At 69.1% G+C, this 18,093-nt stretch carries 17 protein-coding genes; 13 read left to right on the top strand and 4 right to left on the bottom strand.

The annotated features are described in order from the left end of the window. Positions 1 to 266: 266 nt before the first annotated feature. Positions 267 to 797, top strand: a complete 531-nt coding sequence (locus ACQ5DX_RS13745) for a nitroreductase/quinone reductase family protein (protein ID WP_430333147.1) — start codon at positions 267 to 269, stop codon at positions 795 to 797. A 16-nt stretch (positions 798 to 813) separates the two neighbouring features. Here the strand turns inward: ACQ5DX_RS13745 and ACQ5DX_RS13740 are convergent, their stop codons facing one another. Continuing rightward, complete coding sequence (locus tag ACQ5DX_RS13740) at positions 814 to 2,430, bottom strand: PucR family transcriptional regulator (RefSeq protein WP_430333146.1); 1,617 nt, start codon at positions 2,428 to 2,430, stop codon at positions 814 to 816. A gap of 176 nt (positions 2,431 to 2,606) precedes the next feature. On the opposite strand from ACQ5DX_RS13740, the gene ACQ5DX_RS13735 reads away from it, so the two are divergent. Then, entirely contained in the window at positions 2,607 to 3,863 is a 1,257-nt protein-coding gene (locus tag ACQ5DX_RS13735; RefSeq protein WP_430335655.1) for an NAD(P)/FAD-dependent oxidoreductase, read from the top strand. Positions 3,864 to 3,919: 56 nt separating this feature from the next. On the opposite strand, the gene ACQ5DX_RS13730 is transcribed toward ACQ5DX_RS13735, so the two are convergent. After that, entirely contained in the window at positions 3,920 to 5,221 is a 1,302-nt protein-coding gene (locus ACQ5DX_RS13730; protein WP_430333145.1) for an aspartate aminotransferase family protein, read from the bottom strand. Between the two features lie 335 nt (positions 5,222 to 5,556). Here ACQ5DX_RS13730 and ACQ5DX_RS13725 point away from each other — a divergent pair, with 335 nt between their 5' ends. The 9 genes from ACQ5DX_RS13725 (at position 5,557) to ACQ5DX_RS13685 (ending at position 14,372) form a co-directional block, all read left to right on the top strand. Then, positions 5,557 to 6,840: a M20 family metallopeptidase gene (locus ACQ5DX_RS13725; RefSeq protein ID WP_430333144.1), complete on the top strand. Its 1,284-nt coding sequence runs from the start codon at positions 5,557 to 5,559 to the stop codon at positions 6,838 to 6,840. Further along, positions 6,837 to 7,643, top strand: a complete 807-nt coding sequence (locus tag ACQ5DX_RS13720) for an IclR family transcriptional regulator (RefSeq protein WP_430333143.1) — start codon at positions 6,837 to 6,839, stop codon at positions 7,641 to 7,643. Before ACQ5DX_RS13725 ends, ACQ5DX_RS13720 begins: the two co-directional genes overlap by 4 nt. Positions 7,644 to 7,709: 66 nt before the next feature. Further along, positions 7,710 to 8,660, top strand: a complete 951-nt coding sequence (locus ACQ5DX_RS13715) for a thiamine pyrophosphate-dependent dehydrogenase E1 component subunit alpha (protein WP_430333142.1) — start codon at positions 7,710 to 7,712, stop codon at positions 8,658 to 8,660. Next, positions 8,653 to 9,657, top strand: coding sequence for an alpha-ketoacid dehydrogenase subunit beta (locus tag ACQ5DX_RS13710; RefSeq protein WP_430333141.1), 1,005 nt, complete (start codon positions 8,653 to 8,655; stop codon positions 9,655 to 9,657). The genes ACQ5DX_RS13715 and ACQ5DX_RS13710 overlap by 8 nt, the downstream gene beginning before the upstream one ends. Then, a complete protein-coding gene (locus ACQ5DX_RS13705) occupies positions 9,654 to 10,451 on the top strand; it encodes an acetoacetate decarboxylase family protein (RefSeq protein ID WP_430333140.1) in 798 nt (265 codons plus the stop codon). The genes ACQ5DX_RS13710 and ACQ5DX_RS13705 overlap by 4 nt, the downstream gene beginning before the upstream one ends. An 81-nt stretch (positions 10,452 to 10,532) precedes the next feature. Next, positions 10,533 to 11,876 (top strand): MFS transporter, encoded by a 1,344-nt coding sequence (locus ACQ5DX_RS13700; RefSeq protein WP_430333139.1) that lies wholly within the window; start codon positions 10,533 to 10,535, stop codon positions 11,874 to 11,876. Further along, positions 11,873 to 12,874 (top strand): zinc-binding dehydrogenase, encoded by a 1,002-nt coding sequence (locus ACQ5DX_RS13695; protein ID WP_430333138.1) that lies wholly within the window; start codon positions 11,873 to 11,875, stop codon positions 12,872 to 12,874. Before ACQ5DX_RS13700 ends, ACQ5DX_RS13695 begins: the two co-directional genes overlap by 4 nt. Further along, positions 12,871 to 13,275: a RidA family protein gene (locus ACQ5DX_RS13690; protein WP_430333137.1), complete on the top strand. Its 405-nt coding sequence runs from the start codon at positions 12,871 to 12,873 to the stop codon at positions 13,273 to 13,275. Before ACQ5DX_RS13695 ends, ACQ5DX_RS13690 begins: the two co-directional genes overlap by 4 nt. Next, the gene (locus tag ACQ5DX_RS13685) at positions 13,272 to 14,372 is read left to right on the top strand and encodes an aminotransferase class V-fold PLP-dependent enzyme (RefSeq protein WP_430333136.1); all 1,101 of its coding nucleotides are present in this window, start codon (positions 13,272 to 13,274) and stop codon (positions 14,370 to 14,372) included. Before ACQ5DX_RS13690 ends, ACQ5DX_RS13685 begins: the two co-directional genes overlap by 4 nt. A 7-nt stretch (positions 14,373 to 14,379) precedes the next feature. Here ACQ5DX_RS13685 and ACQ5DX_RS13680 read toward each other — a convergent pair whose 3' ends face one another. Next, on the bottom strand, positions 14,380 to 14,949 hold the full coding sequence (locus ACQ5DX_RS13680; protein WP_430335654.1) for a TetR/AcrR family transcriptional regulator: 570 nt from the start codon (positions 14,947 to 14,949) through the stop codon (positions 14,380 to 14,382). After that, positions 14,946 to 16,373 (bottom strand): amidase, encoded by a 1,428-nt coding sequence (locus tag ACQ5DX_RS13675; protein ID WP_430333135.1) that lies wholly within the window; start codon positions 16,371 to 16,373, stop codon positions 14,946 to 14,948. Before ACQ5DX_RS13675 ends, ACQ5DX_RS13680 begins: the two co-directional genes overlap by 4 nt. A gap of 121 nt (positions 16,374 to 16,494) precedes the next feature. On the opposite strand from ACQ5DX_RS13675, the gene recO reads away from it, so the two are divergent. Both recO and ACQ5DX_RS13665 read left to right on the top strand, forming a co-directional pair. Then, entirely contained in the window at positions 16,495 to 17,310 is an 816-nt protein-coding gene (gene recO / locus ACQ5DX_RS13670) for a DNA repair protein RecO (RefSeq protein WP_430333134.1), read from the top strand. After that, the gene (locus ACQ5DX_RS13665; protein WP_430333133.1) at positions 17,267 to 18,073 is read left to right on the top strand and encodes an isoprenyl transferase; all 807 of its coding nucleotides are present in this window, start codon (positions 17,267 to 17,269) and stop codon (positions 18,071 to 18,073) included. The genes recO and ACQ5DX_RS13665 overlap by 44 nt, the downstream gene beginning before the upstream one ends. Positions 18,074 to 18,093 lie beyond the last annotated feature (20 nt).

Here is an 18,093-nt window from a genome sequence, read left to right as displayed (position 1 = left end):
CGTGAAGGCGAACCTGGTCTCCAACAGCTGTTCGGCATTGCGGGATTGCATTCGTCGGGCTGCCGCCGGCGGGAGGATTCCGGTCCCCGAGTAGCCGCCACGCAATCCTGCCCCAGCGGCCGGGGACGGAACCGTAGATGTTGCGCGCTGGGGCTCGTACCCCCAGCGCGCAACAGGTGCGGTTGTCGCTTCGATCGGTACCCGATCGTTTCCGCGTGCAGATCGAGCGTGCGTGCGAAGATCGATCCCATCGGGAGGAGGTACCGATGTCGCAGGCGCGAACCTATCGTCAGGCCAACCTGATTCAGCGCGGACTGCGCTCGGTCGCGGGCCTGGCTCCGGTGTCCTGGGTTTTCGCTCGCACTCTGCACCACATCGACCGTCCCGTCTTCCGGATCACCAGGGGGCGGCGCACCCTGACCAGCATGCTCACGGGCCTGCCGGTGGTGATGCTCACGACGACCGGTGCGCGGACCGGATTTCGGCGCACCCTCCCGCTGCTCGGACTGCCCGACGACGGTCGGATCGTCGTGATCGCCTCCAACTACGGCCAGGTGGACAACCCGTCCTGGTACTACAACCTGCGCGCCCACCCGCGGGCCGAGATCTCGGTGGCCGGCGGTGCGGTGCGGGACGTTCGGGCGCGCGAGGCGGAAGGCGCGGAGCGCGAGCGGTTGTGGCGGCTCGGGTTGTCGATCTATCCGGCGTGGGCGGGGTACGCGAAGCGGGCCACCGACCGCCGGATCCCGGTGATGGTCCTCGAATCCGTCGCATCCCCCGAACCCGGGGCCGACTGACCCGCGCCCCGACGTATCACCGCACACGTGCCTGTCGGGCCGGCCGGTCGGCCGCCACGGGCTGGTGCGCTCGGCCGCGACGATGTCCGCGGGCCGTGGTGGTGATCGCGCTGAGCACGAGCGCTGCCGCCAGCCGGACCCGATGGTCCGAGAAGTCGAGTCCGGAAAGATCGACGATCTGCTTCATCCGGTAGCGCAGGGTGTTCGGATGCACGTGGAGTTCCCGCGCCGCGCGCTTGGGCTCGCCGTAGTGATCGAGGTATGTGGCCAGCGTGGCGACGAGGGCCGATCCGCGCTCCCGATCGTGATCGATCAACACCTGCACCCATCCGACGTGGAAGGGCATCGCGAGGAGCGCCGAGCGGGCGCGAGCGAGGACGAGGTCGGTCCACGCACCCTCGAACGTCGTCGACGAATCGGCGATGTGTCCCTCCTGTGCGAGGGGAGCCAGTTCCATCGCTTCGGTACTCGATCTGGGCAGTTCAGCCGGGCTGTGTGCGGGCGCGCCGGCCAACGCGCGCGCCCTCGGGCCGGCTGCGGGAACCACCGCTTTCATCCACTCCCAGCTTCCGGCGACTGCCGAGGACCCGCTATCGGCGACGACCGCGACCGGAAGTCCGTCGAGCGTCGTGAGCAACGGCTGGAGCCAGCCGTGACGGCGGAGGATGAGTTCCCACTGGACGAGCTGTTGATCACCGCCGCGCCCTTGCACGTCCCACAACACGACGACGCGCCATGGTCCCGGTGGGAGCGGGACGGTGGTCGAGCCGTCAGGCGAGAGCAGAAGCACACGGATTCGGTCCGCGGTCAGCCGTCGCGCGATCCCGGACTGGGCGCGCGACCGGACCAGGTGGAGAGCGACAGCCGATGCGGTGCGGGTGAGCTCGCTCGTTCGATCTCCTGACAGGGGTTCGGGATCGAGGGCCCAGATGGACCCGAGCAGTTCTCGGCCGGCACGGATCGGGACGACCAGTCGCGGGAGGAACCCCTCCGGCCCGGCCTCGATCCGAATGGGATCGTCGCAGCTGTGCAGCTGCCGGAACGCTCCGCGCGACCGTAGATGCCGCACCACGCTCTCGGGCACTCGTCGTCCGACGATGGTCGAGATCCGCGCGGCGTCCGTTCGGTCCTGGAGTTCGGAGTAGGCGAGGACTCGGGAATGGACGTCCTCGATGGTCACGGGCGCGCCGACGATCGCGGCGGCAGCATCGGCGAGCGCGAACAGTGCGTCGTAGTCGACGGGTTCGTCGTGAACCGCGGAATCGGCGAACGCGGTGGAGCGGTCGATGATGCTCCGGATGAGCCACACCAACTGCGTCCACGAGGTCGTCGGCTGCAATTCGACGACTCCGACACCGAGCGACTCGGCCGCGTCGACCACGACCGGATGGGACGCGGTAGGAGCCGACAGCACCACCGCACAAGAATGTGCCCGGGCAGCACGACGCAGCAGTTCGATCGCGCGCGACGTCCCGTGAATTCCCGGTCCGAGCACGAGCTGTGCGCAGCCCTCGGGCTCCGGTCCGCCATCGTCGGCAAGGACGACATCGGTGACGTCGTCTCGGCGGGCCGATGCTGTCGGGCTCACCACCGTCGTGCCCAGTGAGTCGAGCAGGGAACTGAGGCGGATCATCTTCCTCCAAAGTGCCGGAACGGCCCGAAGGCCGACAGTTGTTCGGCAACAGCGAGTTCCGACTGTGCTTTCGGCACAATTTCGGTGTCGTCCGTTGACGCTTCGTGACGGTGACGGGCGGCGTGCGCTGGTCGATCCTCGAAGGGACTGGAAAGATCGAGGAAAGAGGTATGAACATGGTCAACGGTCACGCTGCCCCACGCCGAGCCGCGATCGTCGGCGCCGGAATGGTCGGGTTGTCGACGGCATGGTTTCTGCAGGAGCGGGGAATCGATGTCACGGTGCTCGACCGCGAGGGTGTGGCGGCCGGGGCGTCGTGGGGGAACGCTGGATGGATCACGCCGGGTATCAGCACGCCGTTGCCGGAGCCGGCGGTTCTCCGGTACGGAATCCGGGCCCTGCTCAGCCCACGTTCTCCTGTGTACGTTCCGCCGACGTTGAACCTGCGGCTGATCCGGTTTCTCGCCTCGTTCGCCCTGCACAGCACGGCACCGCGTTGGCGGCGGGCGATGGCGGCACTGGCGGAGGTCAATCGGCAGGCCTTGCCGGCGTTCGCCACGCTCGAAGAGAACGGGGTTGCGGGCAGGACGCGGAATGCGAAGTCCTTTCTGGCCGCGTATCGGACCGAGCAGGAGCGCGCCGTGCTGCTCGAGGAGATCGAGCAGGTTCAAGGCGCGGGCCAGGAGGTCGGATTCGAGGTCCTGTCCGGCGACGATGCCCGCGAGGTGGAGCCGTCGCTGTCCGACCGGATCGGCGCCGCGATCCGACTGCACGGTCAACGATTCGTCGATCCGGGCAGCTTCGTGGACAGTCTCGCGGCGGCCGTACGCGGGCGCGGCGGCCTCGTTCTCGAGGGTGCCGAGGTCACTGGAGTGGTGGACGACGGTGCCGCAGTGCGAGTTTCGACCTCGATCGGCGACGAGGGGCCGTTCGACGCCGTGGTGCTCGCCACGGGAACGTGGCTGGGCGACATCGCTCGTGGATTCGGCGTCGGCCTTCCCGTGCAGGCCGGCCGGGGATACAGCTTCAGTGTTCCGATCGACCATGTTCCGTCGGGTCCCGTCTACTTTCCGGCGCAACGTGTCGCGTGCACACCACTCGGGGACCGTCTCCGGGTTGCCGGGATGATGGAATTCCGCTCACCGGAGGCACCGCTCGATCGGCGGCGGATCGAGGCGATCGTCGAGGCCGCCCGTCCGTTGCTGCGTGGGGCGGACCTGGACGATCGACGAGACGAATGGGTGGGGTCCCGGCCGTGTACGCCGGACGGGTTGCCGCTCGTCGGCGCCACTCGTTCGCCGCGGGTGTACGTCGCCGGGGGCCACGGGATGTGGGGAATCACCCTCGGCCCGGTCACGGGACGCCTGCTCGCCGACAGCATCGTGACCGGGAGGGTGGCCCCCGAACTGGCTGCGTTCGATCCACTGCGATGACCCGATCCGACGCAGGCCCGTAGGCGTAGGCGTTGGTCGGTGCGGTCATCGCCTCGTCACGCGCGGGCCGCGGCCGACACCTTCATCAGGACGGACTCCAGCACCGTGAGAGCCTCGGTGGCCTCTTCGGCGGTGACCGTCATCGGCGGCGTGACACGAAGGACGTTGCCGTGCAATCCACCCCGTCCGATGAGGAGGCCCGCGGCCCGCGCCTCCTCGAGGACAGCGGTGGTCGCCGACGCCGCGGGAGCCTTCGAACCGGGTAGGACGAGTTCGACGCCGATCATCAGCCCGACGCCGCGGACCTCACCGACCAGCGGGCAGCGGTCCGCAATCGCGCGGAGGCCGTCGGAGAGCAGCGCGCCGACGCGGTCCGCGTTGGACTGCAGGTCGTGATCCTCGATGTAGTCCAGGACCGCGTTCCCGGCGGCCATCGCCATCGGATTGCCGCCGGCGGTGGAGATCGAGTTCGCGGTCAGCGAGTTCATGAGCGACTCCTCGGCAACGACGCCACCGATGCTCATACCGTTGGCCAGCCCCTTTGCGAACGTGATCGCCTGAGGCCGGACGCCGTAGTGCTCGATTCCGAACCAGGACCTGCCGGTCCGTCCCCAGCCCGACTGCACCTCGTCGGAGACGAACGGAATCTCGTACTCGCGCAACACCTCCTGCATCGCCAGGAAGAACCCGTCCGGGGGAGTGGCGAAACCGCCTGCCCCCTGGACCGGTTCGGCGATGAAACAGGCCACGTTCCCCGAGGTGGATGTCTCGATCATCGTGCGGAGTTCGTCGGCGCACGCGGCGGTGTAGGCATCGTCGTCCAGGTGTCCGAACGGACTCCGGTACTTGTATCCACTGTGCGCGTACGTCACCTGCAACGGACTGAGCGAGGTGGCCGACCATCCTCGGATCCCGGTCGCGGCGACGGTGCCGAACGACCGACCGTGGTAGCTACCCCGCAGAGCGATGACCTGGTTCGAGGATTTCGCACAACTGGTGAGCAGGAACGCCGTCTCGACGGCTTCCGATCCGGAGTTGACGAAGAAGACGCGCGGGTCGTCGATCGGCGCCCGGGCCGCGATCTTCTCGGCGAGTTCCACCTGGGCGCGGATCAGATAGAGCGTCGAGGAGTGCATGATGCGTCCCGCCTGGGCGCGGATCGCCTCGGTTATCTCGGGGATGTCGTGGCCGACCATGGTCGCGAGCAGACCGCCGAAGAAGTCCAGATAGGTGCGTCCGTCCCCTCCGACGACGTGACGTCCCTTCCCCGACACGAGTTCGAGGGGATCCTGGTAGTACAACGACATCCAATCGGGCATGACGGATCGGTGCCGGCCGTACAGCGTGGCCTCGGTCATTCTGAAGCTCCTGCCAAGGGTTGTCGGAAGCCGTGGAGCCGTGTGCCCCGCGGCACGGTTGCCTAGGCGCGTCACGATAGGTCCGAACGGAATCGGGATCGAGATCGCTCGGCCCCTCGTCCGGGTATTTGAAATTCCGTGAGGGCGATCTCGATCCCCGGAGCGGACTGACCGGTATGTATGCCGCGTCGGCAGGCGATTCGGCGCCGATCGGAGTAGTCCGGTCGACCGAAAGTTCATATAGTGACACTGGATCGGCGTCCTCGTTGCCCAACCATCGCTCGGAGTTCATCGTGGGTCCACCGAACGAACGGATGACCGAACGAGGTGTTGCGATGACCCGGACGACCGAAGCTACCGAACCCGCGGTGAGCCGGCTGCACGACACGGTCGAGGACCTGAGGGAGCCGATGCTCGAGTTCCTCTCCGGCGCTGTGCGTTGCCCCAGTGTCAGCGGGGACGAGGACACCATCCACGGGTTCCTCACCGACTGGTTCGACGCGAACGGTTGGACCTACGAGACACAGCATCTTCACCTGACCGCGGCCGGACGCGCCGCGGACCCGGCCACGGAGCCGCGGCTCGAGCACCGACGCAACATCGTCGCGTGGCCCCGCCCGCCCCGCGGTGACGCGCCGACGGTCGTGCTGAACGGGCACATCGACGTCGTGCCGCCCGGCGACCTCGAATCCTGGACGTTGCCGCCATTCAGCGGCGTGCGCCGCGACGGACGCGTTCACGGACGCGGATCGGTCGACACGAAGGGGCCGGTCGCCTCCGGAGTGTTCGCGTTGCAGGCGCTGCGAAACCTGGACGTGGACTTGCCCTTCGATGTTGCCGTCCAGCTGGTGATCGCCGAGGAGACGACAGGTATCGGCACCCGCGCCGCCTTCGAACGGATCGCGGAACCGGCGGCGGCCATCGTTCTCGAACCGACCTGCGGGATCGCGGCGCCTGCCGGAACCGGGTTGCTGTTCTTCCGTGTCGAGATCGACGGGGTCTCGGCCCACACGTCGGCGCCGTGGCGTGGCCAGGACGCCTTTCTGCACCTGATGCGTGTCCACTCCGCGCTCTCCGAACTTGCGGACGCCCGGGCGGAGGACCACCGGAACGAGTACTTCGCGGACATCCCGACACCCGTCCCGTTCGTCATGGGGACCGTGCGCGCGGGGACATGGCGGGCGGCAGTGCCGGATACCGCCGAGATGGCCGGTCGATGGGGAGTGGCCGCCGGCGAGGATCTCGACGAGATGCGTGCGCGGATCGAGGAACTGGTGGCGAAGGTCGACGCTGACGCCGGCTGGGGCCCGCGACCGAGCAGAGTCGTGTGGCAGCACGAGTTGCCGGGATGGCAGAGCGACGCCGACGCTCCTCTCGTGCATGCGGTCCGGGAGAGCATCGACATCGTGCGTGGGTCGCAGACGCCGCTGGTGGGTCTGACTGCCGCCACCGATGCTGCGCAGTACGGACCCCGCGGCATCCCCACGATCATCTACGGCCCCGGCGATACGGCGCTCGCGCACAGCCCGGACGAGTCGATCGAGGAGGACGAGGTCGTCACGTCGGCCCAGGTTTTGGCGCGAACACTTCTCGCCCTCGCGTCTCGGACGACGTCGTGACCGCCTCCAACCCGGGGACGACGCTACGCACGCTGTCCCGCGGGCTGGAGGTCCTCGAGGCCATCGCCGCGGCCGACGGCACGGCGTCGGCGAAAAGCCTTGCACGACAGCTCGATCTCAATCGCAGCACCTGCTATCACATCCTGCGCACCCTGCAGGAGGACGGCTTCGTCACGCGGCTACCCAAAGGCACCTACATCGTGGGCAGTCGGGCGGCACGGCTGAGCAAGACGGTGGCCGATCACACCCGTCCCGATCCGACACTCTCGGCGCTGTTGTCCAGGCTGCATCGGCTGACCCGGGAGACGGTGTACATCTCCGGCTGGTACCACGGCACGGTCACGCTCCAGGAGTGGATCGCCGGACTGCACATGCTGAACGTCGGAAACCTCGACGTGGGCTACACCGGCAACATGCACGCCCGCGCATCGTGCAAGGCGATCCTCGCGCACCTGCCGGGGCGCGACGTCGAAGCGATGCTTCCCGACGACAGCTTCACGCAGCTGACCCCGAACACGATCCCGAACCACGGCGCGCTCGCGACGGAACTCAAACTGGTGGCCCAGCGTGGCTACGCGATCGACGCCGAGGAGTACGAGATCGGTGTGTCGTGCGTGGCAGCCCCCTTCTTCGACGTCGACGGCAAGCCGTCGGGCGCCTACGCCGTGTCGGCGCCGACCGCCCGATTCAACCGCGATCTCGGCTCGCTGAGCACGCACGTCCGCGACGTCGCGCACCGGGCCACGTCCCACCTTCGCGCCACCTCGCCCACACCGCTGCGCGCGGTGGGCGACGGCCGCTGACGCGACCTCCGTCGCACTGCCGGCACTCCATCTACTACCTCATCACCATCAGACTGTGGAGGACACATGTCTCGAGTTCTGCTCCGATACTTCCGCGAGATGCACCGCATCCGCGCGACCGAGAACGAGATACTCCGGCTGCGCAAGGCCGGCGACATCGTCGGATCGGTCCACCTGTGCAATGGTCAGGAGGCCATCTACGTCGGTGGCGCTGCGGGGCTGGATCTTTCGCGCGACGCAGTGTTCCCCACCTACCGCGGTCACGGCTGGGCGCTCGCCCTCGGGGCCTCGGTGCACCAGGTCCTCGCCGAGCTCCTCGGCCGGAGCACCGGCGCGAACGGTGGCCGCGGCGGGTCGGCGTACTTCTCCACACCGGCGCACGCGATGTACGGCGAGAACTCGATCGTCGGTGCCGGCGCGCCGATCGCCGCGGGTGCGGCGCTCGCTGCCACATTCGACGGTTCGGGCCGGGTCGCGGTGGCGGCCTTCGGTGACGGAGCCCTGAACCAGGGTGCCGTCCACGAGGCGATGAACTTCGCGTCCATTCGCAACCTCCCGGTGATCTTCGTCGTCGAGAACAACCACTACTCCGAGATGACGCCGATCGTCGACATGGTCAAGAACGAGGTCCTGTTCAAGCGGGCGGGCATCTACGGCTTCACCGGCGCGCGGATCGACGGGAACGACCCCGAGAAGGTCGCCGAGGCCGTGTCTCGGGCAGCGGAACACGCGCGCGACGGCAAGGGGCCGGTGCTGCTCGAGGCGATGACGCATCGCCTCGTCGGTCACTACATCGGTGACGCCCAGCAGTACCGACCCGACGGTGAGATCGAGGAGATCACCCCCGAAGAACCGCTGGTCCGCGCCGCGCAGTCGCTACTGGCGTCCGGCGTGACGCAGGACGACCTCGACGCCGTGGCGGCCGACGTGGCCCGCGAGGTCGCCGATGCGTCGGACCGGGCGCTGCGCGATCCGATTGCCGATCCCCACACCGCACTGGAGCACCTCTATGCCTGACATCAAGAACCTGACCTACGCCGGCGCCGTCAACGAGGCTCTGCGCCGCGCCCTCACCGAAGACCCGACCACGTTGGTGTTCGGCGAGGACGTCGCCGCCCCCGGCGGGGTTTTCGGGGTCACGAAAGGACTCCGGAAAGCCTTCGGCGACAGGGTGTTCGACACTCCCATCTCGGAGTCGGCGATCCTGGGCGGGGCGATCGGTTCGGCGATGTTCGGCCGACGGCCGATCGTCGAGATCATGTGGGCGGACTTCTCCCTGGTCGCGCTGGACCAGTTGGTGAATCAGGCAGCCAACATCCGGTACGTCTCCGAGGGCGTGCTGTCCGCGCCGATCACGGTGCGGACGCAGCAGGGGAGTGCGCCGGGCGCGTGTGCGCAGCACTCGCAGAGTCTCGAGGCCCTCTTCGCGCACGTGCCCGGACTCCAGGTGTGTATGCCTGCCACGGCGCAGGACGCTCACGATCTCCTGCTGACCGCGATCCGGTCGGACGATCCCACCATCGTTATCGAGAACCGGACGCTCTACCACGGCGCCAAGGCGCCCCTCGCCGTGGGCGGACCGGTGCTGCCGCTCGGTGGCGCCGTGACCCGTCGGCCCGGAACGACGATGACGGTGGTCACCTGGGGTGCAATGCAGTTCCGGGTGCTCGAGGCGGCGGATGCTCTGGCGGCCAAGGGGATCGACCTCGAGGTCATCGACGCCAGATGGCTGCGTCCCCTCGACACCGGCGCGATCAAGCGATCCGTGCAGCGTACCGGCCGCCTCGCGGTGGTCCACGAGGCGCACACCTTCGCCGGTCTCGGCGCGGAGGTCGTTGCGGACGTGGTGTGCTCGGGTGTCGACCTCCGGCAACCGCCGCTGCGCATCGGTGCCCCGCCGGCGCGAATCCCGGCCGCGCCCAGCCTCGTCGATGCCGTCGTGCCCACCACCGAACGGATCGTCGCCGAGATCGAGGCCGCGCTGGTCGTCGACGGCTCGGCGGTGTACGCGTGACGCCTCGGCGCGCGGCAGCGGCCACCGCGATGCCCGCGTTCGCGCCCCTGTTCGCCGCAGGCACCGAATCGGTCCGCGTCCGCTGGTTGTCGCTGGTGTACGAGACGGACGGCGAGGTGCTCGACGCGATCCTGCCGGCGCCGCTCGGACCGGGTGGTCGCCCGCAGGTGGCGGTGTGGATCGCGGAGTTCATCGGGGCCGAGTTCTCGGCCGCCGACGGCACGAAGGAGGTGCGGCCGGCCTACATGCAGGGCGGCATCTCGGTCCGCTGCCGTCACGACGGGGGGAGCGACGGCGCCTATGCCGTCGGGACCTACGTCGAAGGGCTGAACCACGGCATCCTCGGTCGCGAGCTGTTCGGGTTGCCGAAGAAGCAGGCGCGTCGAGTGCGGCTCGACGAGACCCCGGACGGCATCGAGTACTCGATCACGAACGCCGCCGGCATCGACCTGGTCGCGGGGCGGGTGGCCCTCGGCGGCGCCCGCCCGGCAACCGAACTGGTACCAGAGTGGTTCTCGACCCACTACACGCTCAAGCTCATCCCGAGCGCGGAGGGGACCGGATTCGACGTCAGCCGCCTCGTCCGGATCCCCTTCGCGTTCGAATCCGAACACTCCCCGCGGTCGGGGTCGGCCACCTTGGCGCACCAACCGTGCCGCAGTGACCCTTTGGAGCTGCTCACCGTCACGAGTGAGGTCCGCGCCGCGTACGGATTCGCCCGCCTCGACATCGACTACGGCACGTACCTCGATCACGTCACCGACATCCCGACGTTCGGATCGCCCGCCTGGTAGTCCCCGCTCTTCCGTGTTCAGACCGATCACAGCCCTACGGCTTCTCCCATCCCCGCGTCATCCCCGACCCAGGAGTGACCCATGTCCCAGCTTGCCACCCCTTCAGTCGCACAACAGGATTCGGATGTCCTGTCCCCGGCCAAACGCAAGGCGATCGTCGCCGCCTGCATCGGGAACTTCCTCGAGTGGTACGAGTTCGTCCTCTACGGCTACTTCGCGGCCACGTTCTCCGTCCTGTTCTTCGACAAGGGCGATCCCGCGGTCTCGTTGATGCTCACCTTCCTCGTCTTCGGCATCAGCTTCGTCGTCCGCCCCCTCGGCGGAATCTTCTTCGGTTACATCGGAGACCGGTTCGGCAGGAAGGTGACGCTCTCCGCGATCATCCTGATGATCTCGCTCGCCACCGCGCTCATGGCGGTCGTGCCCTCCTACGCGAGCATCGGTGTGGCGGCGCCGCTGCTGATCCTGGTCCTGCGATGCGTCCAGGGGATCTCCGCCGGCGGCGAATGGATGGGGGCCGCAGCGTACGTCGTCGAATCGGCTCCCGCGCACCGTCGCGCCTACTACGGCAGCTGGCAGACGATCACCATCTCGCTGGGCATGTTCACCGCCGCATTGAGTTCGTTGATCCTCACGGCGACCCTCAGCTCTGACGCCCTGCAGTCCTGGGGCTGGCGGATCCCGTTCCTGCTCGCGCTGCCACTCGGCATGATCGGGCTGTACATGCGCCTCAAGCTCGAGGAGTCGGAGGAGTACACCGAGATGGCGGCGGGCGGCACGAAGGAGCGGTCCCCGCTCCTGAGCGCGCTCCGCGAGAACTGGCGCTCGATCCTGCTGGTGTGCGGCCTGGTGTGCGCGCCCACGATGTGCACGTACGTCCTGCTGGTCTACGGCCCCACCTTCTTCATCACCGAACTGCACATCGACTCGTCGGCGGCGCGGGGCGCGGGCCTGGTCGCGATGCTGTTCCTGGTCGTCATGGTCGTGACCTTCGCGCGAGTGTGTGATCGGGTGGGCCGCAGGCCCTTCCTGCTCTGGGGTGCCGCCTGGGTGGTCGTCACCACTCCGATCGGATTCCTACTGATCCACCAGCGTTCGTTCGTGACGGTGCTCCTCGGCATCGTGTTGATCCTGATCGGCGACGCGATGATGCTCGCGCCCCAGCCGGCGCTGTTCTCGGAACTGTTCCCGACCTCCCGGCGGTACAGCGGCCTCGCCATCGGCTACAACCTCGGCGTCGTCCTGTTCGGCGGCGCCGGCCCCCTGATCGCGACCGCGCTCGTCACCTACACCCACTCCACCTACGCGCCGGCCGCGTATCTCGCCGCGGGCGCGCTCATCAGCCTGCTCGCAGCGCTCGTCACGCCGGAGACGCTCGGTGTGTCGCTGCGCACCGGCAAGGCACCCGACGCGGTGACGTCGTGATCGCCGCCACTCATGCCGGACTGCCCGGCGCCGCCGGGATGTCGGTCACCGAACTGCCGACTCCGACCCCGGCCGCCGGGGAGGTGCGGGTGGCGCTCGCCGCGGCCGGGCTCAACCGTCACGAGTTGTTCCTGATCGACCGGCGCGCAGAGGGATCCGAGCCGCTGATCATCGGTGCCGACGGTGTGGGGACGATCGAGGCGGTCGGGGCCGGCGTCGACGGTCGGCTCCGCGGCCGCTCCGTGCTGATCAACCCCTGTCTCGGCTGGTCCCGCACCGGCGAGGTCCCGGAGGTTCCCGAGATTCTGGGAGGCCCACGACCCGGAACGTTCGCCGAGTATGTGTGCGTGCCGGAACGAAACGTGCATCCGGTGCCGCCGCATCTGTCCGCGCACGAAGCGGCCGCGCTCGGGCTCGCCGGTCTGACGGCCTACCGCGGGCTCTTCTCGCGGGCGCGCCTGCGCGCCGGTGAGCACGTGGTCGTCACCGGGATCAGTGGTGGCGTCGCACCCCTCGCGCTGGCGATGGCGGTCGCCGCGGGCGCCGAGGTGACGGTGACCAGCCGCAGCCGCGCCGCTGCGGATCGCGCGCTCGAACTGGGCGCCACCCATGCCGTCGTGGGGAACGAGGACTTCGATTCGGCACTCGCACGGCCCGCGGACGTGGTGTTCGACGGTGTCGGGACCGCGGCGTTCGACGCCGCGGTCCGCGCCCTCCGGCCGGGCGGGCGCCTCGTCACGTTCGGTGCCACCACCGGGGCGGACGTCTCGATGTCGTTGCGGGAGATCTTCTTCCGTCAGATCGAGATCATCGGAACCTCGATGGGCAGCGAGGAGGAGTTTGGGGACATGCTCGACTTCGTCACGCGGCATTCGATTCGTCCCGTCGTCGACTCGATCCGACCTCTCCCGGATGCGCCGGCGGTGCTCGCCGACATGGCGCACGCCGGAGGTTTCGGCAAGATCGTTTTCTCCACCGAAAGGAAGATCGACTCGTGAACTACTTCGATCCGGCGAACGTGGCACCCCCGATGGGCAAGTTCAGCCACGTCGCCATCGTTCCCGCGGGGCACCGGTTGGCGTTCGTCTCCGGACAGATCGGCGCCGACGCGACCGGCGCGATCGTGCCGGGCGGGTGCCGGGCACAGGCGGCTCGGACGTTCGAGAACCTCGAGGCCGTTCTCGATGCCCTCGGCGTCGGTCCGGACAAGATCGTGAAGATGCTCACTGTCCTCGTCGGAGGGGATTCGTTCCGCGAGTTCGCCCTCGCGCGCGACGAGGTGTTCGCCCGGTGGTACCCCGACGGCGTCTATCCGGCGCACTCCGCCGCGGTCGTCGCCGCGCTCGCGGCACCGGAACTCGCCGTCGAGATCGAGGCAGTGGTGGCGATCCCGGAATGAACCACTCTCAGTTCAGGGCGCTGTTTCCCGCACTCGGCCAACGGATCTGGCTCGACACCCCGGGAGCGCCACCCGCCGCGCTCCCGGTGACCGCGGCACTCACCCGGGCGCTCGAGGACTGGTCCGGCGGGACGTTCGACTGGCTGCACTGGGACGGGGCCGCGGCCCGCGCCCGCGAGCTGTTCGCCGACTACCTCGGCGTCGCGCCCGGAACGGTCGCCACGCTCGGGTCGCTCTCGGAGGCGGCGGCGACGGTGGCCTCCACGATCTCCGTCGGGGAGATCGTGGTGGCAGAGGACGAGTTCCGGAGCAACCTCTATCCGTGGATGCGGCTGCTCGGTGACGACGTCCGCGTCCGAGTCGTCCCGCGGGTGGCCGGACTGTCGCGCACCGACGTCCTGCTCGACGCGATCGGGCCCGACACCGCGCTCGTCGCGGTGAGCGAGGTCATCACGTTGGACGGCGAACGCGTCGATCTGCCGGCGCTGCGGCGGGCGACCGACGACGCGGGTGCCCGGCTGTTCGTCAACGTCACCCAGACGCTGGGTGTCCTCGATAGCCGGCTCGACGAGCTCGCCGCCGACTACGTCGCGGTACACGGGTACAAATGGATGCTCTGTCCCCGCGGGACGGCGTGGCTGGTGGTGCGGCCGGATCGGGTCGCGGACCTGCGGCCGCTGGCGCCGAGTTGGAAGAGCACGGGCAGTCCGCAGGGTTACTTCGGCGGCGGATATCGGGAGGCGTCCGACGCGTCGCGATGCGACACGTCGCCGGCGTGGTTCTCCTGGGTCGGTGCCGAAGCCGCACTTTCGGTTCTGTCGGAGCTGGACCGAGATCTGACTCAACGGCACACACTGCGACTGTCGGCACGCTTCCGCGAACAGGCAACCGCGCTGGGATGCCGTGATGCCAACCAGGGCGCAGCGTCGCACATCGTCGCAGTCGACGTCCCGGACGGAGTGCGAACGGCCGAATCGCTACGCAGGCACGGCGTCGTCGCGACCGTGACCGGCAATCGGCTGCGGGTAGGTTTCCACTTCTTCAACAACGACGACGACCTGGAGGTGGTGGTGGACGCGATCCGGCATGCATCGTGACGGCGCATCACGACAGCGGCAGGAAGGCGCCGCGGATCAGCTGGAGCACCGCTGTCGAGAAGTCCTGTCCGCCGTTCCCGGTGGCGAGGCGGCGCAACTGCAGGCCCGCGATGGTCGCAACCAGGGTGGGGGCCAGAGACTCCGGGTTCGGGATGCCGAGCGCGCCCAGGATCGTCACCGTCAGTTCGTCGTACGCGGCGAAGCACTCGTCGGCGGCGTCCCGGAGCTCCGGGTCGCGCCCCGCCTGGATGTACAACTCGAACGGCGCGATCCGCTCCGCCGAGAACGCGAGATCGCGGGCGATCCGCTCGGTGATCGCGGCGGCGTCCTCGATGCTGAGTCCGGTGTCCCGATAGGTCTCCGCGATCTCACGTAGGCGCGTGGTCTCCTCGGACACGAAGCCGGTCAACGCGGCCCGCAGCAGATCCGACTGCGACGCGAAGTGATACGTGACCGACCCGAGGGATACCCCCGCCTCCGCGGCGATGCGCCGGTTGGTCACGGCCGGGACGCCCTCCGTCCCGACGATGTGCAGCGCCGCCGCGAGGACGCGATCCCGGACGCTCGTCACACTCACCACCACCGCGGCGGCCGGTGGGAGGACCATTGCTCGACCGATTCGATCTGTGCGGCAAGGGAGACCAGGAGTGGCTCGGTGTTGTCGTGGCCCATCAACTGCACGCCGATCGGGAGGCCGTCGGCAGTGAACCCTGCCGGGACGTTCACGCTGGGCCAGCCGAGGATGTTCCACGGCCACGTGTACGGGCACGCCGCCGTGATCACCTTGTCGGTCTGAAAACCGCCGATCGCATCCAACGCGTCCACACGCGGTGGGGGAGTCGCGGTGGTGGGGGCGAGGATCACGTCGTAGTCGTCGAATATCGCTCCGACCCGGCGCCGCATGCGTGGCTCCGCGGCGCGGGCGGCGCGCAGCGGCCACCCCGAGAGCAGGCGCCCGGTGCGGGCGTTGGCGCGGGTGCGTGGATCGACCAGCGCGGAATCCGGTAGCTGGTCGAGCCACCCGTTCACCCCGGCGAGAGAACGGGGAAGGAAATTGAGGCCCAACAGGATTCCGTACTCGGGATCGTCGACGACGACGTCGTGACCGAGGCGGCGAAGCGTGTGTGCGGTGCGGCTGACGGCGGTCCGGATCTCCGGGTGCAGCGCCGTCGGGGTCGCGGTGAACGGGATCCGCAGCGACAGCGCGATCCGCAGCCGCCCCGGGTCGCGTCCGACTGCGTCGCGAACCGTGACGGGCGGCGGCTTGTGCAGGTCGCCGTCGTGGTTGCCGGCGACCACGTCGAACAGGAGGGCGGCGTCGGCGACCGTGCGCGCGAGCGGGCCGTTGACGGTGATGCCGTGGAAAGCCTCGGCCTCGGGCCACGTCGAGATTCGACCCCGTTGCGGCTTGATCCCGACCAGGTGGGTCCACGCCGCGGGGATACGGACCGATCCGGCGCCGTCGGATCCGATGGCGGCTGGTACCAGTCCGGCGGCGACGGCGGCCGCGCTGCCGCCGGAGGACCCGCCCGGGGTGTGGCCCCGGCCCCACGGGTTGCGGGTGTGGCCGAAAGCGCTGCCCCCGGTGAACGGCCACTGACCGAGCTCGGGGCTGTTGGTCTTGCCGACGATCACTGCGCCCGCAGCGCGCAGTCGTCGCACCACCTCGGAGTCGGCGGTCTTCGCCGGAAAGTCTCCCGGGCAGCCGAACGCCGTCGGCTCCCCGGTCACGTCCACGTCGTCCTTCACCGCGATCGGGACTCCCAGCAGCGGCAGGCGTTCGCCGGTGGCCAGGCGGCGATCGGCGTCGGCGGCCTCGGCCAGCGCCGCGGACCGGCGCACGACGCGGAACGCGTTGAGCGTGGGCTGGCTGGCCTCGATCCGATCGAGCGCCGCGCTGACCGCGGCCACGGCGGTCGTGCGGCCGTCGGCGAGTGCGGCCGCCTGCTCCTCGAGTCCCGGAGCCGGGTCGACGCTGTGTTCCTGCAGTTCAGTGCCCATTACCGCCCCGCTCGTCCGTCTGTTCGTTCGAACGAACAGTAACGTGTTCCATTTCGCGGCGGGGCGAATTCGGTGAACGTACCTGTCGGGCGTCGTCGGTGCGCCGTGGGAGACTGGGCACGTGAGGTTGTACCGGGACTATGCGGTGGTGCTGCGCCAGCACAAGCTGGGGGAGGCCGACCGCATCGTGACCCTGTTGACCCGGCAGCACGGGTTGGTGCGCGCGGTCGCCAAGGGCGTGCGGCGGACCAAGTCGAAGTTCGGCGCCCGGCTCGAGCCGTTTGCGCACATCGACGTGCAGTTGCATCCGGGGCGCGGCCTCGACCTCGTCACCCAGGTGCACACCGTCGACGCGTTCGGTGCCGACATCGTCGACGACTACGGCCGCTACACCACCGCCTGCGCGATCCTCGAGACCGCGGAACGCCTGGCGGGCGAGGAGAAGGCCCCGGTGCCTCGACTGCATCGTCTCACCGTCGGCGCCCTGCGCGCGGTGGCCGAACACGGGCGGCCCGCCGAACTGATCCTCGACGCCTACCTGTTGCGGGCGATGGGCTACGCGGGCTGGGCGCCGGCCCTCACCGACTGTGCACGGTGCGCGGCGCCGGGGCCGCACCGCGCGTTCCACGTCGCCGCCGGTGGCGCGGTGTGCGTGCACTGTCGTCCGCCCGGGGCGGCCACACCGTCGCCCGGTGTGCTCGACTTCATGGACGCGCTCGCGCACGGCCAGTGGACGGACGCGGAGACCGCGACCCCCGCGATGCGCAGCCAGGCGAGCGGGCTCATCGCCGCGCACCTGCAGTGGCACCTCGAACGGCAGTTGCGCACGCTGCCTCTGATCGAACGATCCCGACCGCATGCGGCGGTGGGGGACACCGAGGCGGTCAGGCAGGATGGGGAGCGTGATTCGACGACGCGAACCGCAAGCTCAGCCTGACCGCGAGATCCGCCCGCCCTCCCCGCACCCGTCGGGTGCCCGGCCGCCGATCCTGCAGCCGGAGTTGATCCCCAATCATGTGGCGCTCGTGATGGACGGCAACGGCCGGTGGGCGCAGGAGCGGGGGCTGCCCCGGACGGCGGGGCACGAGCGTGGCGAGGCAGTCCTCATGGACACCCTCGAGGGGTGCATCGAGATCGGTGTGAAGTGGCTGTCCGCGTACGCGTTCTCGACCGAGAACTGGAAGCGCAGCCCGGACGAGGTGAAGTTCCTCATGGGCTTCAACCGGGACGTCATCCGTCGCCGCCGTGACGAGATGCACGAGATGGGCGTCCGGGTCCGGTGGGCGGGGCGCCGACCGCGCCTGTGGCGCAGCGTCATCAAGGAACTCGAGATCGCCGAGGAACTCACCAAGGACAACACCGTCATGACGCTGACAATGTGCGTCAACTACGGTGGCCGGGCCGAGATCGCCGACGCCGCACGGGAAATCGCGCGCCGCGCCGCCGCCGGGGAGATCGACCCCGAGAAGATCTCCGAGGCCACGTTCGCGAAGTACCTCGACGAGCCGGACATGCCGGACGTCGACCTGTTCCTGCGTCCCTCCGGCGAGCAGCGGACGTCGAACTTCCTGATCTGGCAGGCGGCGTACGCGGAATTGGTGTTCCAGGAGAAGCTGTTTCCCGACTTCGACCGCCGCGACCTGTGGGCGGCGTGCGTCGAGTACGCCTCCCGCGATCGCCGGTTTGGCGGAGTCAAATGATCCAGCACAGTGGGGGAGTG

It is taken from the genome of Rhodococcus sp. ACT016, assembly GCF_050477185.1.
GTDB lineage: Bacteria > Actinomycetota > Actinomycetes > Mycobacteriales > Mycobacteriaceae > Prescottella.
The sequence above is the reverse complement of the archived record's forward strand: the minus strand, read 5'-3'. Positions and strand labels throughout refer to the sequence as shown.